This window comes from Cellulophaga algicola DSM 14237, assembly GCF_000186265.1.
In the GTDB taxonomy this organism is placed as follows: domain Bacteria; phylum Bacteroidota; class Bacteroidia; order Flavobacteriales; family Flavobacteriaceae; genus Cellulophaga; species Cellulophaga algicola.
The window spans coordinates 2,244,415-2,263,648 of the sequence record NC_014934.1 but is presented as its reverse complement, the minus strand read 5'-3'; the positions used below and the strand labels follow the sequence as shown (position 1 = coordinate 2,263,648).

General features: G+C 33.7%; 20 protein-coding genes. 8 read left to right on the top strand and 12 right to left on the bottom strand.

Annotated features, from left to right (window positions below):
• The first annotated feature begins 70 nt into the window (after positions 1–70).
• Entirely contained in the window at positions 71–586 is a 516-nt protein-coding gene (locus CELAL_RS09840) for a DUF456 domain-containing protein (protein ID WP_013550760.1), read from the top strand.
• Between the two features lie 2 nt (positions 587–588).
• Here the strand turns inward: CELAL_RS09840 and CELAL_RS09835 are convergent, their stop codons facing one another.
• Together CELAL_RS09835 and CELAL_RS09830 are read right to left on the bottom strand one after the other, a co-directional pair.
• Positions 589–1,140: a nitroreductase family protein gene (locus CELAL_RS09835; protein ID WP_013550759.1), complete on the bottom strand. Its 552-nt coding sequence runs from the start codon at positions 1,138–1,140 to the stop codon at positions 589–591.
• Between the two features lie 41 nt (positions 1,141–1,181).
• Entirely contained in the window at positions 1,182–2,078 is an 897-nt protein-coding gene (locus tag CELAL_RS09830) for a LysR family transcriptional regulator (RefSeq protein WP_013550758.1), read from the bottom strand.
• Positions 2,079–2,163: 85 nt separating this feature from the next.
• Here CELAL_RS09830 and hutH point away from each other — a divergent pair, with 85 nt between their 5' ends.
• From hutH to hutG, 4 genes are read left to right on the top strand one after another with little or no spacing between them, the layout of a single operon-like run.
• Positions 2,164–3,741 (top strand): histidine ammonia-lyase, encoded by a 1,578-nt coding sequence (gene hutH, locus CELAL_RS09825; RefSeq protein ID WP_013550757.1) that lies wholly within the window; start codon positions 2,164–2,166, stop codon positions 3,739–3,741.
• Positions 3,742–3,783: 42 nt separating this feature from the next.
• Positions 3,784–5,043: an imidazolonepropionase gene (hutI, locus tag CELAL_RS09820; protein ID WP_013550756.1), complete on the top strand. Its 1,260-nt coding sequence runs from the start codon at positions 3,784–3,786 to the stop codon at positions 5,041–5,043.
• Position 5,044: 1 nt separating this feature from the next.
• Positions 5,045–7,045: a urocanate hydratase gene (locus CELAL_RS09815; RefSeq protein ID WP_013550755.1), complete on the top strand. Its 2,001-nt coding sequence runs from the start codon at positions 5,045–5,047 to the stop codon at positions 7,043–7,045.
• 5 nt (positions 7,046–7,050) lie between these two features.
• Positions 7,051–8,004, top strand: coding sequence for a formimidoylglutamase (gene hutG, locus CELAL_RS09810; protein ID WP_013550754.1), 954 nt, complete (start codon positions 7,051–7,053; stop codon positions 8,002–8,004).
• A gap of 1 nt (position 8,005) precedes the next feature.
• Here hutG and CELAL_RS09805 read toward each other — a convergent pair whose 3' ends face one another.
• Complete coding sequence (locus CELAL_RS09805) at positions 8,006–9,163, bottom strand: homogentisate 1,2-dioxygenase (protein ID WP_013550753.1); 1,158 nt, start codon at positions 9,161–9,163, stop codon at positions 8,006–8,008.
• 181 nt (positions 9,164–9,344) lie between these two features.
• Here CELAL_RS09805 and CELAL_RS09800 point away from each other — a divergent pair, with 181 nt between their 5' ends.
• A complete protein-coding gene (locus CELAL_RS09800) occupies positions 9,345–9,656 on the top strand; it encodes a hypothetical protein (RefSeq protein WP_041558072.1) in 312 nt (103 codons plus the stop codon).
• A 233-nt stretch (positions 9,657–9,889) separates the two neighbouring features.
• On the opposite strand, the gene CELAL_RS09795 is transcribed toward CELAL_RS09800, so the two are convergent.
• The 7 genes from CELAL_RS09795 to CELAL_RS09765 form a co-directional block, all read right to left on the bottom strand.
• A complete protein-coding gene (locus CELAL_RS09795) occupies positions 9,890–10,357 on the bottom strand; it encodes a DUF3592 domain-containing protein (RefSeq protein ID WP_013550751.1) in 468 nt (155 codons plus the stop codon).
• 281 nt (positions 10,358–10,638) lie between these two features.
• A complete protein-coding gene (locus CELAL_RS09790; RefSeq protein WP_013550750.1) occupies positions 10,639–11,142 on the bottom strand; it encodes a hypothetical protein in 504 nt (167 codons plus the stop codon).
• 449 nt (positions 11,143–11,591) lie between these two features.
• Positions 11,592–12,194 carry a DUF6843 domain-containing protein gene (locus tag CELAL_RS09785; protein ID WP_013550749.1) on the bottom strand — a complete coding sequence of 201 codons (603 nt, stop codon included), beginning with the start codon at positions 12,192–12,194 and terminating at the stop codon, positions 11,592–11,594.
• Positions 12,182–12,808, bottom strand: coding sequence for a DUF6843 domain-containing protein (locus tag CELAL_RS09780; RefSeq protein WP_013550748.1), 627 nt, complete (start codon positions 12,806–12,808; stop codon positions 12,182–12,184). The genes CELAL_RS09785 and CELAL_RS09780 overlap by 13 nt, the downstream gene beginning before the upstream one ends.
• A gap of 266 nt (positions 12,809–13,074) precedes the next feature.
• Complete coding sequence (locus CELAL_RS21485; RefSeq protein WP_013550747.1) at positions 13,075–13,779, bottom strand: hypothetical protein; 705 nt, start codon at positions 13,777–13,779, stop codon at positions 13,075–13,077.
• A 27-nt stretch (positions 13,780–13,806) separates the two neighbouring features.
• The gene (locus CELAL_RS09770) at positions 13,807–14,397 is read right to left on the bottom strand and encodes a hypothetical protein (protein ID WP_013550746.1); all 591 of its coding nucleotides are present in this window, start codon (positions 14,395–14,397) and stop codon (positions 13,807–13,809) included.
• A gap of 315 nt (positions 14,398–14,712) precedes the next feature.
• Positions 14,713–15,519, bottom strand: a complete 807-nt coding sequence (locus tag CELAL_RS09765) for a hypothetical protein (protein WP_013550745.1) — start codon at positions 15,517–15,519, stop codon at positions 14,713–14,715.
• A 124-nt stretch (positions 15,520–15,643) separates the two neighbouring features.
• Between CELAL_RS09765 and CELAL_RS09760 the strand changes: the two genes are divergently transcribed.
• Both CELAL_RS09760 and CELAL_RS09755 read left to right on the top strand, forming a co-directional pair.
• Complete coding sequence (locus tag CELAL_RS09760) at positions 15,644–15,985, top strand: ISAon1 family transposase N-terminal region protein (protein WP_013548878.1); 342 nt, start codon at positions 15,644–15,646, stop codon at positions 15,983–15,985.
• 43 nt (positions 15,986–16,028) lie between these two features.
• On the top strand, positions 16,029–16,964 hold the full coding sequence (locus tag CELAL_RS09755; protein ID WP_041557682.1) for an ISAon1 family transposase: 936 nt from the start codon (positions 16,029–16,031) through the stop codon (positions 16,962–16,964).
• 257 nt (positions 16,965–17,221) lie between these two features.
• On the opposite strand, the gene CELAL_RS21480 is transcribed toward CELAL_RS09755, so the two are convergent.
• Together CELAL_RS21480 and CELAL_RS09745 are read right to left on the bottom strand one after the other, a co-directional pair.
• On the bottom strand, positions 17,222–18,019 hold the full coding sequence (locus CELAL_RS21480; protein ID WP_013550743.1) for a formylglycine-generating enzyme family protein: 798 nt from the start codon (positions 18,017–18,019) through the stop codon (positions 17,222–17,224).
• Positions 18,020–18,150: 131 nt separating this feature from the next.
• Positions 18,151–19,080 (bottom strand): hypothetical protein, encoded by a 930-nt coding sequence (locus CELAL_RS09745; protein WP_013550742.1) that lies wholly within the window; start codon positions 19,078–19,080, stop codon positions 18,151–18,153.
• Between the last annotated feature and the right edge of the window lie 154 nt (positions 19,081–19,234).

The following is a 19,234-nucleotide window of genomic DNA, read 5'->3' as shown; positions in this document are numbered from 1 at the left end:
AAACTTAAAAAAAATTATGTTGATGTAACAAAGCATCGTAATTTTCGTCTTACTAAACAAACACCCTTAAATGGATATTGCGTTACTACTCTTTGGTTTCATTTTTATGTTAGCAGGTATCATCGGAAGCTTTTTACCTGTGCTACCTGGCCCACCTATAAGTTGGCTAGGGCTTCTACTCCTATTTTTAACAAGCGTTATTCCGCAAGACTGGTGGTTTTTAGGCATCACTCTGGCTATTGCACTATTTGTTTTTGCTTTAGATTATATTATCCCAGCCATGGGAACAAAGAAATTTGGCGGTAGTAAAGCGGGGATGATTGGTACCACCTTAGGGCTTCTTGTCGCCTTACTATTCCCGATATTAGGTGTGTTCGGAATTATAATTTGGCCTTTTGTGGGTGCTTTTGTTGGAGAGTTACTAAATAAAGCCGACAAAAAAACCGCTCTTAAAGCGGCTTTTGGATCTTTTTTAGGGTTCATCACAGGAACCTTTTTAAAGTTTATGGTGTCTATTGTATTTCTAGGACTCTTTATCGCTAAGGCTTGGGAATACAAAGAGGTACTTTTCCCGTACTTTAAATAGTACTACAACCAAACGGTTTTGTCTTCAATAGAACCTCTAGCAGCATCTGGTATTTCTTGATCATAATTCCCCATGTAGAAAAAACCTAAACAAGCTTCTTCATGGTTCATTTCAAAAAAATCTCCCATATGCTTTACTAAGGCTGGAGAACTCCAATAGGCTCCAACACCTAATTCGGTGCACGCCAACCACATGTTTTGAACGGCCATGGCTACTGCAGCCACCTCTTCCCATTCAGGAACACTTTTCATAGGATCGCGTTGCATACAAATGGCTATTATAGCAGAAGCTTTTTTAGGGTTTTCTATGATCTTCTTTGCTTTAAATTCTTTAGGACTCGGATCTGTCTCTAAATATTTTAAAGAAAGGAACAAGCCTAATTTTTCCAATGTTTCTCCTTGCATTACTTTGAAGCGCCAAGGTTCCGTTTTTCGGTGACTAGGCGCCCAATTAGCAGCCTCTAACACTTTTAAAATATCTTCCTTAGCAATAGGAGTTTCATTATATTGAGCCGGAAAAACCGATCTTCTCTTTCGTATCACATCAAATAGCATAGCGTCAATTTTTTAATTCTAACAAAGTTAATTCTTATTCATTACTTCAAAGACTCCCTTAACACTAAATTTAAACAATGTTTAAGAGTAGGATTTCGGTTGTCTTTTTTCCAAATAACAGACAGCTCAGCACGTTGTTTTATTTTTTTTAATTCGATAAATTTTACCCCCATATCAAAACCATATTGAAGTGATGTAGGTACAATAGCAATACCCAAATTATTCTCTACCAATTTAAAAATGGTTTGTGCATGTACCGATTTATGAGAAACGCTAGGGGTAAAACCAGCATCTTCGCAAATACTCATTACCGTATCAAAATACAAGGCACTATAATCCTGTGAAAACAGTATAAACTCTTCCTTAGCAAACTGATTCATCTTTTTGAAACTATTTGCATCTATAGGGTGTGCTTTTGGAAGCACGAGAGAAAAAGTGTCTTGCATAACTGTTTCAATACCTAAACCATCTGGCACTCTTGGCAGTCTTACAAAACCAATATCTAAAGTATCTTTTAAAATAGCATTTACTTGAGCGGTATTTGAAAGTTCTTCTAGAGTGGTCTTTATCTGCGGAAAACTGTCGCGTAACTTTACCAACAAATCCGGAACTACGGTTTGCATGGCCGAACCCAAAAATCCAATCCGAATTTCTCCAAAATCGCCCTCAGAGATCAATTTTAATTGTTTTTTGGTAACATCTAAATGGTTCACAATAAACTCTACTTCTGCTTTAAGGAATTCCCCTGCGGGCGTCAGCGTTACTTTTTTCTTATTCCGAACAAACAAGGAGGTCTCCAAAATTTCTTCCATCTGTTTGATTTGCCTACTTAATCCTGGTTGCGAAATACACAACTTTTCTGCCGCTTTTCTATAATGCAATTCATCGGCTACTGCCAAAAAATAATGAAAATGACGCAACTCTAATTGATAACCCATAGTTATTGAATAGTGATATATATGATATTGGTAATTATCAAACTTAATCAATAAATTTATAAGATTGAATTTCTGATTTAAAACTATGACACCTAAAAAGACGTTTAAACTTGGCGAAGATTGGCTTACCGCAGGCATAACACTTGCTATTGCAAAAGGAGAAACCAAGGTTAAGCTTTCTACGAATACCAGAGAAAAAATAAACGCAAGTGCTCAAATCGTAGCTAATATTGTAGCAAAAGGCAAGGCAGTATATGGTATAAACACAGGATTTGGCCCACTTTGTACTACCAAAATTTCTAAAGAAGAAACTAAAGTCTTGCAATCCAACATTTTAAAAAGTCATAGTGTAGGAGTTGGCAGCCCTATTGCCACAGATATTGCAAAGTTGATGTTGATTTTAAAAGCACAATCTTTAGCCAAAGGGTATTCTGGTATTTCAGAAACTACCTTAGACCGCATCCTTTGGCATATAGATCATGATGCCATTCCTATTGTGCCATCACAAGGTTCTGTAGGTGCATCTGGAGATTTAGCCCCTTTATCTCATTTATTTTTACCCTTAATTGGTTTAGGAAAAGTAAACTATAAAGGCACTGAAATTACCACCGGTGAGCTCTTTAAGCAAACAGGTTTAACGGCTATAGATCTAGGACCCAAAGAAGGCTTAGCGCTTATTAATGGCACTCAATTTATTTTAGCACATGCCGTAAAAGTAGTAGAGAAGCTACACAGTTGTCTTTCTCAAGCAGATATTATTGGTGCTATGATGGTTGAAGGTTTGCAAGGTTCTGTGAAACCATTTTTTAATGAATTGCATGCCTTACGCCCTTTTAAAGGAAACATTCACGTGGCAAAACGTATCAAAAGATTGCTAAAAGGCTCTGAGATTATGGAGGATCATATTGATTGTGATCGGGTTCAAGACCCCTATTCTTTACGTTGTATGCCTCAGGTACATGGCGCTTCAAGAAATGCTTGGTTACATTTAAAAGAACTGGTAGAAGTCGAATTAAATTCTGTCACGGATAACCCTATAATTATAGATGAAGAATTAACCATTAGCGGTGGTAATTTTCACGGACAACCTTTGGCTATGGCCTTAGATTACGCTTGTTTAGCGGCTTCTGAACTAGGGAACATTTCTGATCGAAGAATTTATTTAGCCCTAGAAGGTAATAGTCCTGGTGTACCTAAATTATTAATGAAAGAAACCGGAATCAATTCTGGTTATATGATTCTACAATATACCACTGCCGCTTTAGCTAGTGAGAACAAAGGCCTTTGTTTTCCTTCTAGCGCAGATAGCATTCCTACATCATTAGGGCAAGAAGATCACGTAAGCATGGGGTCTATTGGAGGTAGAAAAGCATTGCAAGTTTTAGAAAATGTAGAAAAAATATTAGCGATAGAATTATTAACTGCAGCACAAGCTTTTGAATTTAGAAAACCGATGAAATCGGGGATCTTTTTAGAGGCCATACACACCGCTATTCGTAAAAAGGTAGCTTTTGCAGATAAGGATCGTGTTTTTTCTGATGATATCGAAAAAGGAATTGAAATGATTAAAGACCAAACCATCATTCACGTTATTGATAACATCAGTGAAAAAGAAGGAATCTCTTTGAAAACAAAATTCACGGATGAATTTGAAGTATATTAAAATAGCTTTTCATACTCCAAGAAATTTAATAAAATGATACTCATGAAAAAATTGAAACTTATAGGTCCCTTTAAGCAGTTGGTAACTATGACGGGCTTACCGCTAAAAGGTGCTTTGTCTGACGAGCAACTTACCATTGTTGAAGATGCCGGTATTTTAATAGAAGAAGGTAACATAAAAGCCATAGGATTATTCAAAAACATGGTATTAAATGTTGATCATACAACAACAGAAATTACAAGACTAGAAGGAGATCATGTGTGCCTGCCTGGTTTTATAGATGCGCATACACATATATGCTTTGGTGGTTCTAGAGCTAAAGATTATGCCATGCGTAATGCAGGCAAGACCTATTTAGAAATTGCTAAAGCAGGGGGCGGCATATGGGACACCGTAACGCAAACTCGTAAGGCTTCAACCGAAGAATTGATAAAAAAAATTATCAAAAGAACCAAGCAACATTTAAAAAACGGAGTTACCACGCTAGAAGTAAAAAGTGGTTATGGCCTGTCTGTAACTGAAGAATTGAAAATGCTCCGTGCTATAAAAAGTAGCAATGCACAAACTCCGCTAGATTTGATACCTACTTGTTTAGCCGCTCATATGAAACCAAAAGATTTCATGGGTACAAATACAGCATATCTAAAAGAAATAAGCAATACCCTTTTCCCCATTTTAAAAGAAGAAAATTTAAGCAATAGAATAGATGCTTTTATAGAAGAAAGTGCTTTTTCTAAAGAAGAGATTAGGCCCTATTTTGAGAAAGCCATAGCGATGGATTTTGACATTACCGTGCACGCGGATCAATTTTCTACAGGCGGTAGTGCCATTGCGGTAGAATTTGGAGCCATAAGCGCGGATCACTTGGAAGCCTCTACCGATAAAGAAATAGAACTACTTTCAAAAAGTAATGTAATTGCTACTGCCCTACCCGGAGCTTCTTTAGGTTTAGGCTGTGCTTTTACGCCTGCCCGAAAATTATTAGATGCAGGTTGCGCCGTAGCCATTGCCAGTGATCATAACCCAGGATCTGCTCCTATGGGCGATTTGCTTACTCAGGCTGCTATTTTACAAACGTTTGAAAAATTAAGCAATGCCGAAGTACTTGCAGGAATCACCTACCGTGCAGCAGCAGCCTTAAATGTATCAGACAGAGGACAATTAAAAGAAGGATTATTGGCAGATTTTGTATTGTTTCATACCAGTGATTACCATGAAATTTTATACAATCAAGGCGCTTTTAAACCTTGCATGGTGTTCAAAAATGGCGCATTAATATTCGATAAACACAAAACCTCTTAAGATGACATTTAAAGAACAAATTCTTCAAGGCCTTCCGAAGGAGTTACCTTCTAAAAAAGAATATGATTCGGCCCTTAGTCACGCTCCAAAAAGGAAAGACATTCTTTCTTCTGATGAGAAGCAATTAGCCATAAAAAATGCTTTACGTTATTTTCCAAAAGCTTGGCACAAAGAGCTGGCCCAAGAATTTGCTTTTGAATTGTCTACATACGGAAGAATCTACATGCATCGGTTTAAGCCCGAATATATCATGTATGCGAGGCCCATTGATGAATATCCCTATACCACTACACAAGCTGCAGGAATCATGTTAATGATTCAAAACAATTTAGATCCTGCCGTAGCCCAGCATCCTGAAGAACTAATTACCTACGGTGGTAATGGCGCTGTTTTTCAAAATTGGGCTCAATATATTTTAACCATGCAGTATTTGGCGACCATGACTAATGAACAAACACTTCATATGTATTCTGGTCACCCGATGGGGCTTTTCCCGTCTTCTACAGAAGCACCAAGAGTCGTGGCTACCAATGGTATGATGATTCCTAATTATTCCAAACCCGATGATTGGGAGAAATATAATGCCTTAGGTGTTACCCAATATGGTCAAATGACTGCCGGCTCTTATATGTATATTGGACCACAAGGTATTGTTCATGGCACGACCATTACCGTAATGAACGCTTTTAGAAAGGTGTTAAAGTCTGATGAAAACCCTGCTGGGAAAATATTTTTAACAGCAGGATTAGGAGGCATGAGTGGCGCACAACCAAAGGCGGGGAATATTGCTGGTTGTATTACCATTTGTGCCGAAGTAAATGCTGCGGCCGCAAAAAAAAGACATGAACAAGGCTGGGTAGATGTTCTCGTTACCAACTTACATGATTTGGTGGCTAGAACTAAAGAAGCACAAGAAAAAAAAGAAGTAGTTTCCATCGCATTTATAGGAAATATTGTTGCTGTTTGGGAACGATTTTATGATGAAAATATTTTTATCCATTTAGGATCTGATCAAACCTCATTACATAATCCTTGGGCAGGAGGGTATTATCCCGTAGCGATATCTTTTGAAGAGGCTAATGAACTCATGGTGGTTAATCCTAAACTTTTTAAAGAAAAGGTTCAAGAATCTTTGCGAAGACAAATTAACGCCATTAATAAACACACGGCAAAAGGAACTTATTTTTTTGACTACGGTAATGCTTTTCTACTGGAAGCCTCTAGAGCAGAAGCAGCGGTTATGGCCAAAAACGGAATTGATTTTAGGTATCCTTCGTATGTGCAAGATATTTTAGGACCCATGTGTTTTGATTATGGCTTTGGACCTTTTAGATGGGTCTGTACTTCTGGAAAGCCCATAGATCTACAAAAAACAGACGCTATCGCTCAGCGTATTTTAGAAGAAATAAAAAAAACAGCTCCTGCAGAAATCCAACAGCAGTTGCAAGACAACATCACTTGGATAAAAGAAGCTAACAGCAACAACCTTGTAGTAGGCTCCCAAGCGCGAATTTTATATGCAGATGCAGAGGGAAGATCAAAAATTGCCGATGCCTTTAATACTGCTATTTCATCTGGTGAAATTTCTGCTCCTATAGTTTTAGGAAGAGACCACCATGATGTGAGTGGTACCGATTCTCCTTTTAGAGAAACCAGTAATATTTATGACGGCAGCAAATTCACAGCAGATATGGCAATACAAAACGTTATTGGCGATAGTTTCAGAGGTGCTACTTGGGTTTCTATTCATAATGGTGGTGGTGTCGGTTGGGGTGAAGTTATCAATGGAGGATTCGGAATGGTCATAGATGGCTCTAAAGAAGCTGCTAAGCGCTTAAAAAGCATGCTTTTCTATGATGTTACCAACGGTATTGCTAGAAGAGGATGGGCTAGAAATAAAGAAGCCTTATTTGCAATTCAACGAGAAATGGATAGAAATCCTGAATTAAGAGTCACAATGCCTAACTTAGTAGATGATAACCTACTTAAGAATTTATTTTAATATACATGTTGGCATACAAAAAAACACCCCCCGAATTATGGTCTGGTAGAACCTCTGATCAAAAACTTTACCTACACGAAAAAGTAGACTGTACATCGTTTAAAGCATTAAAAACCCACAAAAACTCTAAGACGATTGCCCTACTAGGCTATGCCTGTGATGAAGGTGTAAAAAGAAATCAAGGTAGAATTGGTGCTGTAAATGGTCCTGAAGTTATCAGAAGATCCTTAGGCAAATTTCCAAATCATTTAGCAGACGAGACTCAATTATTAGACTATGGAACCCTCTATTGTACCAACAATGATATGGAGCAGGCTCAAGTTGATTTGTCTAAAAAAATAGCGGCATTGCTTTCTACAAATATATTCCCAATTGTCATAGGTGGCGGCCATGATGTGGCATATGGACATTTTAAAGGCCTAAGAAAATATCTTGGCGCTAAAAAAATTGGAATTATAAACTTTGATGCTCATTTTGATTTAAGATTGAATACCGCCGGTAATACTTCTGGCACTCCGTTTTATCAGATCGCTAAAGAATGCCAAAAAGAAGGTTCCGTATTTAATTATATGTGCCTAGGCATCCGAAAGGATGCAAATGATAAGAATTTATTTGAAACAGCCGATTCTTTAAATGTAAAATATCTAGAAACAACACATTTTAATATGCACTATCTAGAGCATGTACAACTCATCTTAATGCAATTTATAGAAGATGTAGATTATGTCTATACTACTATAGATTTAGACGGATTTTCATCTGCCTATGCTCCAGGAGTAAGCGCACCTTCGCCAATGGGATTCTCTCCAGATATTGTTTTAGAAAGTCTAAGAGTAATAATCGATAGTAAAAAACTAATTAGTCTTGATATAGCTGAAATGAACCCTACCTATGATATAGATGGGCGAACAGCAAAATTAGCAGCCTCATTGGTGCACTATGTAATGCATGCTATTTAAATTACTCTAGCCAAGACTTATAGTATGTACCATCATCAATATCTAAAGCTGCTTGTGTTAATTTAAGTGGCTTAAAGGTATCAATCATTACCGCTAGTTCTTCGGTTTTAGTTTTTCCTATGCTCGCTTCGTAAGTTCCTGGGTGCGGACCGTGAGGAATTCCCGCAGGATGCAATGAAATATAGCCTTGATCTATACTTTTACGACTCATAAAATCACCATCAACATAATATAGCACCTCATCAGAATCTATATTAGAATGGTTATACGGCGCTGGTATTGATTGTGGGTGGTAATCATACATTCTCGGCACAAAAGAACATACCACGAAAGCACTCGTTTCAAAAGTTTGATGTACTGGTGGCGGTTGGTGTACTCTTCCTGTAATGGGCTCAAAATTGTGGATGGAAAATCCGTACGGAAAATTATAACCATCCCAACCTACTACATCAAAAGGATGTGTTGCATAGGTTAAATGGTGCAATTGCCCTTGCTTTTTCACTTTCATTAAAAATTCGCCCTTTTCATCATAAGATTGCAGGTTTTCTGGCAGTTTAAAATCTCGCTCACAAAAAGGAGAATGTTCTAAATGTTGACCAAAATAATTGCGGTATCTTTTCGGCGTATAAATAGGGTGGTAACTTTCGGTCACCAAAAGTCTATTTTCTTCGGTATCAAAATGTATTTGATAAATCATTCCACGAGGTATCACCAAATAATCGCCATATTCAAACGGAATTTCACCAAGTATAGTTTTTAGTGTACCTGTACCTTTATGAATAAACAATAATTCATCAGCATCCGTATTCTTGTAAAAATACGTTGTCATAGATTTTTTAGGTGCTGCCAAACCTACATGTACATCACTATTAAATAGCACCGTAACTCTACTCTCCAAATAATCATCTACAGGTTGTACTTGAAAGCCTTTTAATAAGCGCGACTTAATATTGTGTTCTACCGCGGCTTTAGGAGAAATATCAATAGACGCTCCTACTTCTTTTATCTGAGTAGGTCTGTGTAAATGATACATTAAAGAAGACATGCCGTCAAAACCAATAGTGCCAAACAATTGCTCGTAATGCAAAGTCCCATCAGGTTTTTTAAAAATAGTATGTCTCTTTTGAGGTATTTTTCCTTGTTTATGATACAGCGGCATCTTAGAATATCTTTTATTTATCTCTATAAAATTACGACATTTTTAAAACAAAAGAAGGCTATTTACTTTCATTTCATAACAGCAAACCACTTTATTGGCTTACGAAGCAATAATTAATTGAACTGCGTTAATGCATGCAAAGAAGAAAATAGAACTTGCTTGTGAATTTAAACTTGATATTATGGAAAAGAATAAAAATAAAGACATCGTTGAAACAAGAAAATATAATTCTAATGTAACGGAAGATGATTTACAAGCTTTAGGAAAAAAGGGACTAAGCATGGATACAGGTGATGATTCGCTATTACAAGATAGAGAAGAACAAATTGATTTTTCTGGCGAAGACCTAGATGTGCCAGGAAGACATGAAGTAAACTTAACTCCTAATTTAGGCTTAAAAGACGAGGAAAACAGCCTTTATAGTCAGGGCGGAGATAGTAAAGACAATCTTGAAGAGCCTGAACGCGCTAACTTAGATAAATCTAGGAAATAGCAGCAATAACTATTTAATTGAGCTAGTTAACATACGCTAAAGCATTCATCTTTATGGCATGCCTTAGCGTATGAATACCCGTTTACTTTTACAAAAAAGATCTTTTTAGTTTTAGCTACACCCCACAAATTTCCCAACTTAGCGAAACAAACAAAGTCAAAAGAGCTATACTAAGCTCAAATCATCAAGCAATGTGGGTACGCGTGTGACACTCGCAGGAAATTATGCTTCCATCACTTAGTGGTTAAATTGATAATTGCATCATAAAGTACGTTCCAAACAAAAATTATTCCCGGCGCAGTAAAAACTATCCCAAACAAACCAAATAAAAGTGTTAAGCCCCACATATCTAAGAAAAAGCTAGCAATCCGAGCTTCTCTGCTGCTTCCTGTAATATAGCGGACTTCAACTTCGTCTCCTATTCTATCAGTAGTAAAAGAACTTGAACTTGAAGAGCGAATATAAACATTTGCCCCTCTGTTATCAACGAACAACACTTGCGTGTATTTGGTATCAGAAGTACTAGCACTAGTATTGTTGTTATAGGCTACCTCAAACCCGCTTATGTATCCTGTTGTAAGTTCTGAATTTTGAATAAAATGTACCGTTTCTATAGTACGACTTATAGAGAAATAAAGAAATATACACCCAGCAAGTAGAACTAAGCTGAATACACTAGTAGCTACAGCGTCTCCTTTCATTTAAAATCGAATTTATAATTCCTCATACATACATTTTTATTGTAAATTTCAGCCTTGGCTAAGGGTATAAAACAGGAGTAAAAATAGTTTATTGTATTTTATTATCCTTTTATCTATTCTTTATATAGGCAAAGTATTGTTTTGATATGGTTTACGACTCATTCACAAACATTAGCATCGGAATTTTTTACAACTTTTTTAGACTGAAACATGGAAAAGTAGGACTCTTAGGATTTTATATTTTAAAATCTGTCTTTTAAATTAGAAAAAAATTAAATATCCTATTCAAGACAATTGTTGATATTGAGATCTAAAATATTTAAAGCGTTTTCTATAAGTTTTCTATTTAAAAAAACTGGTGTAGTTATAAATATGCAATGATTTTTGTGGTAAGAAATAACTTTAGGTGGCTTTTCAAAAAAGGAAGATTCTAGAGCAGAATCTTTAACTAAAGTACAAGCCTCTTCCGCCTGTTCTTCATCCTCAAAAGACCAAATTTGAATTTCAAAATCGGGATATTTAGACTCTTTAGATACTTTCATTTTTTTTGAATATATCGTTGTGATACCATTTAAATCAATCTCTTTCTGTTTGAGTTTTTTAAAAAAAATGAGACTTCTTTTATCTAGTTTAACAAAAGATTCTGTTTCTGAACAATACCCTGCTGATTTCATTATATCAGAAATACAACGCTCTAGCCCAGATTCTAAACCTTTTCCCGAAGCGGGCATAGTTACCAAAAATAATAACCCCATTAATACCCCTATATATTTTTTAAATTTCATCCTTATTTTTATTTGAGTGATTGTCGTCGTCGTTTTTCCTTGTTCTCCTGATGCATAGGAGATCTACAAGGAGCATATTCTAAGAGCCACAGGTTTGTTTCAAAATGAGAATAGCATCTATCCGTATTTTTAAGAACTGAACCATGCTGATCAAATATATTATATTTTTATCTCTGTATTATTTATCATAACACTATGAAAAACATCATAATATCATTAAAGCTATGAAAAGCATTCGCATTTTTAATAGATTTGGTTTTGATTAACCTAAAGAAAACACAAATGAAATAAGTTCTACCCAAATATTACAAGATGGAGAAAAATGGGAGTTTAAAAATGGTCTTTCTGATTGGGTAAATACAACAACTTACATTACTCTTAAAAGCTACCTGTCTTAGTTTTACACCAAATGCGTATGATATAACCTTAATAGAGCAATTTTACTTTTTCTATCTATTGCGATAATCGTAAGTATCCCAATTTTCAATTCTTAACCAATCCTGTTTTGTTTTATTGGTTAAGTCTACTTTTTTGTAATCAAGTGTATCTCCAAAAAATAACAAATAATCAGATGATGTATATTTTTCCTTACCATTTCCAAAACCAATAACATTATTAGTTCCTGTTACATTGATTTGATTTTTAATTAAATACGATACATAGTATGGTCCAAAATAAGGCACATAGTTTATTTTTTTAACTGGTTTATAGTTATCATCTACGTAGAAGAACTGTGCATATTCTCGATACCTACTTACTTCATGAGAAATCCCACCTTTTTCTTTAAATAAAAGGTAGCCTGTATTTTCTTTAAATTGAGTTTTCAAAACACCTGAAATAGGTATTTCATAAAGTCTTTTTCCATCTTTCCATTTTTTAGGTTTACCATCTTTACAATTAAATAATATTGATATGTTTCCTTTTATTCCATTAGGAATATAGAATAACTCTTTATCAATATGGCTTCCTGACAAACAAGAATTAAAGATTATACTTAAAACAATTAATAATATTACTCTCGTAAATCTAAAGCTGTTCTTTAATTTTTCCATTTATTGCGATAATCATAAGTGTCCCATTTTTCTATTCTATACCATTCTTCTTTTCTCTTTTTTGGAGAAAACTTAGTCTCATATGTTAATGAATCACCCGAAAATATGTAATAATGTGTATTAGTATATTCATCTTCTCCATTACTTGACACGGAAACCGCGTTTGTCCCCGTTGCATTAATTCCACTTTTTTCTAAATATGACTTATAATCAGATGCATAATAAGGAACATAATTTATCTTCCTTACAGGGTTATACTCATCATCTACATAGTGAAATTCAACCCATTCTCTATATTTATCAACCTCATAGGCAATACTTTCTTCCTTAAATGTAATATACCCTGTATTTTCTTTAAATTTGGTTTTTAACACTCCTGAAAATGGTATTTCATATAACCTTTTCCCGTCCTTCCATTTTTTAGGTTTGCCATCTTCACAATCAAATAACACAAATATCTTACCTTCCATCCCATCAGGAATATAGAATAACTCTTTATCAATATGGCTTCCTGACAAACAAGAATTAAAGATTACACTTAAAACAATTAATAATATTACTCTAGTAAATCTAAATCGTCTGCTGCTGGGCGTGATAAATGCATTGTATTCCATTCATTTAAAGTTAATTTTAATATTCCTGATTAAGAAAAGTTGTTTTTAAAATTGCAAAACTGAAGAGGCATGGAGAATAAAACAAAAAAGATCAAATGCATTATTCCATTGCAAATTTCTAATTGTCAACGTAATGGCAAACCACCCCTGCTCTGCAAAATCTCCCCACATGGCGAAGCTAAGTAGAAACTTTCAAAAGGTCAAAAAACATCATAGAAACGAGCGCAAGTAAATAACACTGAAAGACCCTTTCACCAAGAGATTACTTAATCTAAATACCTAGTTGTACTAAACATAAGTTCTTTTATTATTTTACCCGTTTTAGCATCTAAATGAAAAACTTTTACATTAGAGGTGTTTATTAATTCTTGTGGTTTATACACTATAGCCCATATATAATCTCCAGATCCGTTTGATCTGTGTATTTCTACAATCTCTTCTTTTTTTATTTCTTGCTCTTTTATAAATAATAAAACATCTACCCAACTAAATTTATAGGGTTTATCATGATTCTTATAGCTTTCAAGAATACCTTGCTCGTCATACCAATATTGAATACCATTGACAAACCGGTTGCTGTAATAATTTAGGTGCATTTTTAGATGACCAGATGGATAATATTGGTAAATATCTTCAAAAACAGCATCTTTTTGTCTTATTGTTTTTTGATATCCTGATAAATTATCACCTCTTATATATAAGTACATTCCGTTACTAAGATTTTTCTCATAACCATATTCTACATAATTTTCTAACCCTTTTTCTAAAGATATTCTGGTAGCTTTTTTACTCAATCTATCAATATCCAATTTACTATTTTTAATAAAAACAGTATCTTCTTTTTTTCTTTGATAGCCCTGCTCAATTATTTCTTTATCAGTAAATTGAGTAATCATTATTTTGTTTTGAACTGTTTGCCCAGAGCAATTTATAATGTAAAGTATGCATAGAAATTGTATTATTGTTTTCATATTTAATTTTAAACTTAATAATTTACATTACCACTCTACTGGCACAGAGATACGTTCACCAAATTTGTTACCATCTAAAAATTGCACAGAAATACTATCGTTTTTAGTAAGTCTTTCAAATAGTTCTTTGTGGTTTTTCTTGAAATCTGAAACTGTACCTATATGTAAGGTATCTTTGTTTTCTTCTAACATTTCTTGCACATAAGGCTCAAACTGCTGTTGAATTGCTTCTGTTGATTCTACGAAATGCCTAGTATAATAAACATATTCAAGACTTTTGTTACTAGGAATAGTTTTTCTACTATTATTGGTCGTTTTCATTAATACATTACCTTCTTGACTAAATAAGCCAATATGAAGATCTCTACCTGTTGGAACATTATCATACTTATAATCTAATGTTATAAAAGTTTCGCTTGAAAAAGAATTATTCGTTATAGTAATTTTATTAGGAAATTGTATCCTTATAATTAAATTTTCTGTATCCTTTGTTTTCCTTAAAATGACATTATAATTTGTAGCACCCTGTTTAAATTTAATGTCATTACTTACACTTCCACAACTAATAAATAGTATACCTATTGATACAAAAATTATTAGTTTAAATATTTTATTCATCTATAAAAATTATTATTAAATACTTCATCTTATTTTTTTTGAATTAGTTTCAAGTACATTCTCTCTACACACTCCAAAATTAGTTTTTGCTCTTTTGTAGGCTGTTATTGTGAATTACAACTTTGCGTTAATACGCAACATAAAGGACTAATAGTTTATGAAATCTTATGATTATTTTATCCATGTCATGTCCAAATTATAAAATTTCGTTACTTCAATAAGATAAGTTCACTTTTAAATTACTTTATTAGTATTAAAACTTAATAAAGGATAGCTACTGTTGTATTGTTTTTAATAAAAAATTTTGACTATCCTCTAGTGTAAATTAGCCTCAATTTTATCTATTTTTTTAATATTTAATTTACTTACATCTAATTTCAATTCCAGATAGTTGCCATTCATTTTAAGAACATTTTCTAAAATACATCCCTTAGCTTCTATTTTAAAGTCATTGAATGAAGCATTGACACTATATTTAAAATGTAATTCTATGCCATTGACAATAACATTATAAGCAGTTAACGCATCTATGTTTGTAGTCTTAACAGTGAGCGAAATTTTATTAATAATATTATTTTTAGTCGAAATTATATTATAAACAACGTTAGTTTTTAAGAATGCTTTGTGATCTAAATATGTGTTTTGTTTATCTACTAGAAACAGTGAATTATTATAAGTGTATAAATTTGAAACTAAGGTTTTTCCATTCTCATAACCAATAGTCTCAACAACTAAATAATTAATGGAATCCAATCTTGTATCTGTTAAGGGAAACTTTGCAATTACATTTAATTTTTTTTTCGAAAAAATAAATTTATCTAAAACAATTTGCTCTGAGAAATGGCTTGTATCCTCTCCAATATAACCCAATTGTATTAATAAATTTTCTAATTTAAAGTTTTTAGAATTAGTGAAAGAACGATCATCTAATTTAAACTCCAAGCTTAATGAATCTAACTTACAGTTTTCATTATAATGAAAGCCTGCCTTTATTTCGTTTTGTTCGGAAATTTCGTGTAATTCGCTTACATTACGCTTAAGACAAGCTATAGTCGTTTTACCGTCTGTTGGTAGATTTTCACAGGGTTCACAACATTGCCTTTCAGAAATACACGTGCTCATCATATCGTTTGATACAACCTCTTGTTTAATTTCTAAATTATCGCTAATTATTTGTTGCTTTATATTCGGGTCAAACGTAAAACTTGGGGAGAAACTTTATCTTTGACAAAAAAGTGTTTAGATTTTGGATATAGAATTAGTGCGGTATTTGTTGCCGGAAGGCGTATTGGATTACTTTGAAATTGTAAGCCATCAATCATCAGAAGGTAAGGTTCATTTTTACTTAGAAGAAAAGAACGTGCTACCCAAAGAGCACCAAACAGAATTAGCCCATTCCAAAGGCTTCTTACCGGAGATAACAGTTGAGGACTTCCCTCTAAGAGGTAAATCGGTACTGCTCCATATAAAGCGTAGGCGCTGGACTCTTATGGATACGGGAAAAATTATAAAAAGAGATTGGGGTTTAATAGCTAAAGGCACTCGGATAACCAGCGAATTTGCCTCTTTTTTAAAAGGTATCGCTTGACAATCATGCCGTAAGCGCTAAACGGTTTGGCGACTATTATAAAATTAATGGCAAAGCCCTACAGTATCACTACAAAAACCATCTTAGCGACTTCAAGGATTGGCCCCAAAAGGAACATTCACAAAAGTGGTTGCTCTTTGGAAAAAATTTAGGTTACTATTTAAGTTTAGATGAAACCTCTTTGTCCAACGGTGAACTCTACACGATTCTAACCAATAAAGGCGCTAACGGAAAGAAAGGTAGCATAGTGGCCATTATCAAGGGAACCAAAGCGGATAACGTCATCAGTGTGCTTAATAAAATCCCTGTGGAAAGACGAAATATAGTCAAAGAAGTTACTGTCGATATGGCTGGAAATATGAATTTGATCGCTAAAAAATGTTTCCCCAGAACAGAGATCGTGACCGATAGATTCCATGTTCAAAAACTAGCCTCAGAAGCAGTCCAAGAAGAACGTATCCGATTAAGATGGGAAGTTATAGAAATAGAAAACAAAGCCATTGAAGAAGCTCGAAAAACAGAAAAAACACATAGACCAGAACTTCTCGAAAACGGAGATACCCATAGACAGTTGCTGGCCAGAAGTCGATATGTATTATTTAAACCAAAGACCAAATGGACTGCAGGACAAATAGAAAGAGCGGAAATATTGTTTCGACTTTACCCAACTATTGAAAAAGCCTATAAGTTGGCCCAAGCATTAAGCTATATCTATGAAAATAATACGAATAAGGATGTAGCAAGACTAAAATTGGCACAGTGGTATAACGAAGTAGAAAACTCAAATTTTAAGTCGTTCAACACCATTGCAAGGTCTATACAAATGCATTACAAACCAATTTTGAACTATTTTAATAACAGGAGCACCAATGCTTCCGCGGAATCCTTTAATGCTAAAATTAAAGAGTTCAGGACGATGTTTAGAGGCGTAAGAGATGTTAAGTTTTTCTTGTTTAGACTAACAAAATTATATGCCTAATTTATCTCACTCCCCAAGAATATTCCTTGATCCTTATATTCTCTTTACAACTTAGTAAAATATTTATAATTACAAAAATCATTATTAAATACCTCATCTTATTTCTTTTAAATTAGTTTAAAGTACATTCTCTCTACACACTCCAAAATTAATTTTTGCTGTTTCTAAAATTTGCTCCTGTTCTGGTGTTGCACTTTTTTGTGAATTACAGCCTTGAACCAGTACGCAACATAAGATTAAAAATAATTTTAAACGCATTACTCTATAGGAGTTTTTTGGTTGCAAACACAACGAAAACCTCCGCCAAAACCATCTTGCTCAGGTTCTCTTGAGCTACGCACATATACTGAATTACTTAATTTATGAAAACCACGGATTACTTTGTCTTTTCTATTAACGATAGTATCATACCTAGGGTTTGTAATAGGTTCTTCTGGATACATTACACTCCAATCATTTGTCCATTCAGGTCTTCCTCCAGACATATCGTAAATGCCTAAGGAGTTTGGAGGATAAATTCCAACTTTAGTGTCTACTCCATAATTATCATTTACACCTCCTTCAATTTTTCCGCTATTGGTGGCATGCTCTACATCTAGCCCACGACTACGTGCTGCATATTCCCACTGGGCTTCTGTTGGTAAATCTATAGGTAAATTAAGTTGTTCCCCTAACCATTGACAATATGATTTTGCTAAGAACCATGTGTTTTTTTTAGCTGCATATTTAGGCCCATAATCTTTTATACCATTTCGGTATTGTGGATTGATTATTTCTTTTTCATTTAATAAAAAATACAAATCAAATTCTTCCCAAGTTGTTTCGTACTTACTTATAGCATAACTATCTAACGTAACCTCGTGCTCATAAGCAATTGAAACTCCATTTTTACCCATCGTAAACGCACCCCCTTCTACAAATACAAAATTAGCTTTTGCATCTTTTAATATTTGCTCTTGTTCTGGGGTTGCGCTTTTTTGTGAATTACAACTTTGCGTTAATACGCAACATAGAAGGACTAATAGTTTATGAAATCTTATGATTATTTTATACATATCATGTCTAAATTATAAAATTTCGTTACTTCAATAAGATAAGTTCACTTTTAAATTAATTCATTAATATTAAAACGAAATAAAGGATAACTACTGTTGTATTGTTTTTAATAAAAATTTTTGACTATCCTCTAGCGTAAATTAGCCTCAACTTTATCAATTTTTTTAATATTTAATTTACTTACATCTAATTTCAATTCTAGATAGTTGTCATTCATTTTAAGAACATTTTCTAAAAGACATCCTTTATCTTCTTTTTTAGAGTCACGAAAAGAAATATTGATACTATGTTTAAAATTTAATTCTGTGCCATTGACAACAATGTTATAAGCAGTTAATGCATCTATATTTGTAGTCTTAACAGTGAGTGAAATTTTATCAATAATATTATTTTTAGTCGATACTATACTATAAACAACATTCGTATTTAAAAAAGCTTTGTGATCTAAATATGTTTTTTGTTTGTCCACTAGAAACAGTGTATTATTATAACAATATAAATTTGAAACTAAAGTCTTTTCTCTTTCATTGCCTATAGTGCTTACTGCTATAAAATTAATAGTATCTAATGCAACGCCTTCTAATGGAAATGAAACCATTACATTCCCATTAATTCCACTCTTTTGAAACTCTTTTGTATTGAACTGTTTCATAAAATAAGTTGAATCTTTATGAATGTATCCAATATCTGCTACAATAAAATCTAAATTAAAATCTTCTTCATTACCAAAAGAGCGATCATCTAATTTAAACTCCAAGCTTAATGAATCTAACTTACAGTTTTCATTATAATGAAAGCGTGCCTTTATTTCGTTTTGTCCTGAAATTTCGTGTAATTCGCTTATATTACGCTTAAGGCAAGTTATAGTCGTTTTACCGTCTCTTGGTAGATTTTCACAGGGTTCACAACATTGCCTTTCAGAAATACACGTGCTCATCATATCGTTTGATACAACCTCTTGTTTAATTTCTAAATTATCGCTAATTATTTGTTGCTTTATATTCTCTTTACAACTTAGTAGAATATTTATAATTATAAAAATCATTATTAAATACCTCATCTTATTTCTTTTAAATTAGCTTCAAGTACATTCTCTCTACACGCTCCAAAATTAGCTTTTGCCGCTTCTAAAATTTGCTCTTGTTCTGGGGTTGCTTTTTTTTGTGAATTGCAACTTTGAAAAAGTATGCAACATAAGATTAAAGAGAATTTTA

Coding starts and splice junctions, on each gene's coding strand:
- CELAL_RS09840 (WP_013550760.1), top strand. CDS start 71: ATGGATATTGCGTTACTACTCTTTGGTTTCATTTTTATGTTAGCAGGT.
- CELAL_RS09835 (WP_013550759.1), bottom strand. CDS start 1,140: ATGCTATTTGATGTGATACGAAAGAGAAGATCGGTTTTTCCGGCTCAA.
- CELAL_RS09830 (WP_013550758.1), bottom strand. CDS start 2,078: ATGGGTTATCAATTAGAGTTGCGTCATTTTCATTATTTTTTGGCAGTA.
- hutH (WP_013550757.1), top strand. CDS start 2,164: ATGACACCTAAAAAGACGTTTAAACTTGGCGAAGATTGGCTTACCGCA.
- hutI (WP_013550756.1), top strand. CDS start 3,784: ATGAAAAAATTGAAACTTATAGGTCCCTTTAAGCAGTTGGTAACTATG.
- CELAL_RS09815 (WP_013550755.1), top strand. CDS start 5,045: ATGACATTTAAAGAACAAATTCTTCAAGGCCTTCCGAAGGAGTTACCT.
- hutG (WP_013550754.1), top strand. CDS start 7,051: ATGTTGGCATACAAAAAAACACCCCCCGAATTATGGTCTGGTAGAACC.
- CELAL_RS09805 (WP_013550753.1), bottom strand. CDS start 9,163: ATGCCGCTGTATCATAAACAAGGAAAAATACCTCAAAAGAGACATACT.
- CELAL_RS09800 (WP_041558072.1), top strand. CDS start 9,345: ATGGAAAAGAATAAAAATAAAGACATCGTTGAAACAAGAAAATATAAT.
- CELAL_RS09795 (WP_013550751.1), bottom strand. CDS start 10,357: ATGAAAGGAGACGCTGTAGCTACTAGTGTATTCAGCTTAGTTCTACTT.
- CELAL_RS09790 (WP_013550750.1), bottom strand. CDS start 11,142: ATGAAATTTAAAAAATATATAGGGGTATTAATGGGGTTATTATTTTTG.
- CELAL_RS09785 (WP_013550749.1), bottom strand. CDS start 12,194: ATGGAAAAATTAAAGAACAGCTTTAGATTTACGAGAGTAATATTATTA.
- CELAL_RS09780 (WP_013550748.1), bottom strand. CDS start 12,808: ATGGAATACAATGCATTTATCACGCCCAGCAGCAGACGATTTAGATTT.
- CELAL_RS21485 (WP_013550747.1), bottom strand. CDS start 13,779: ATGAAAACAATAATACAATTTCTATGCATACTTTACATTATAAATTGC.
- CELAL_RS09770 (WP_013550746.1), bottom strand. CDS start 14,397: ATGAATAAAATATTTAAACTAATAATTTTTGTATCAATAGGTATACTA.
- CELAL_RS09765 (WP_013550745.1), bottom strand. CDS start 15,519: ATGAGCACGTGTATTTCTGAAAGGCAATGTTGTGAACCCTGTGAAAAT.
- CELAL_RS21480 (WP_013550743.1), bottom strand. CDS start 18,019: ATGTATAAAATAATCATAAGATTTCATAAACTATTAGTCCTTCTATGT.
- CELAL_RS09745 (WP_013550742.1), bottom strand. CDS start 19,080: ATGAGGTATTTAATAATGATTTTTATAATTATAAATATTCTACTAAGT.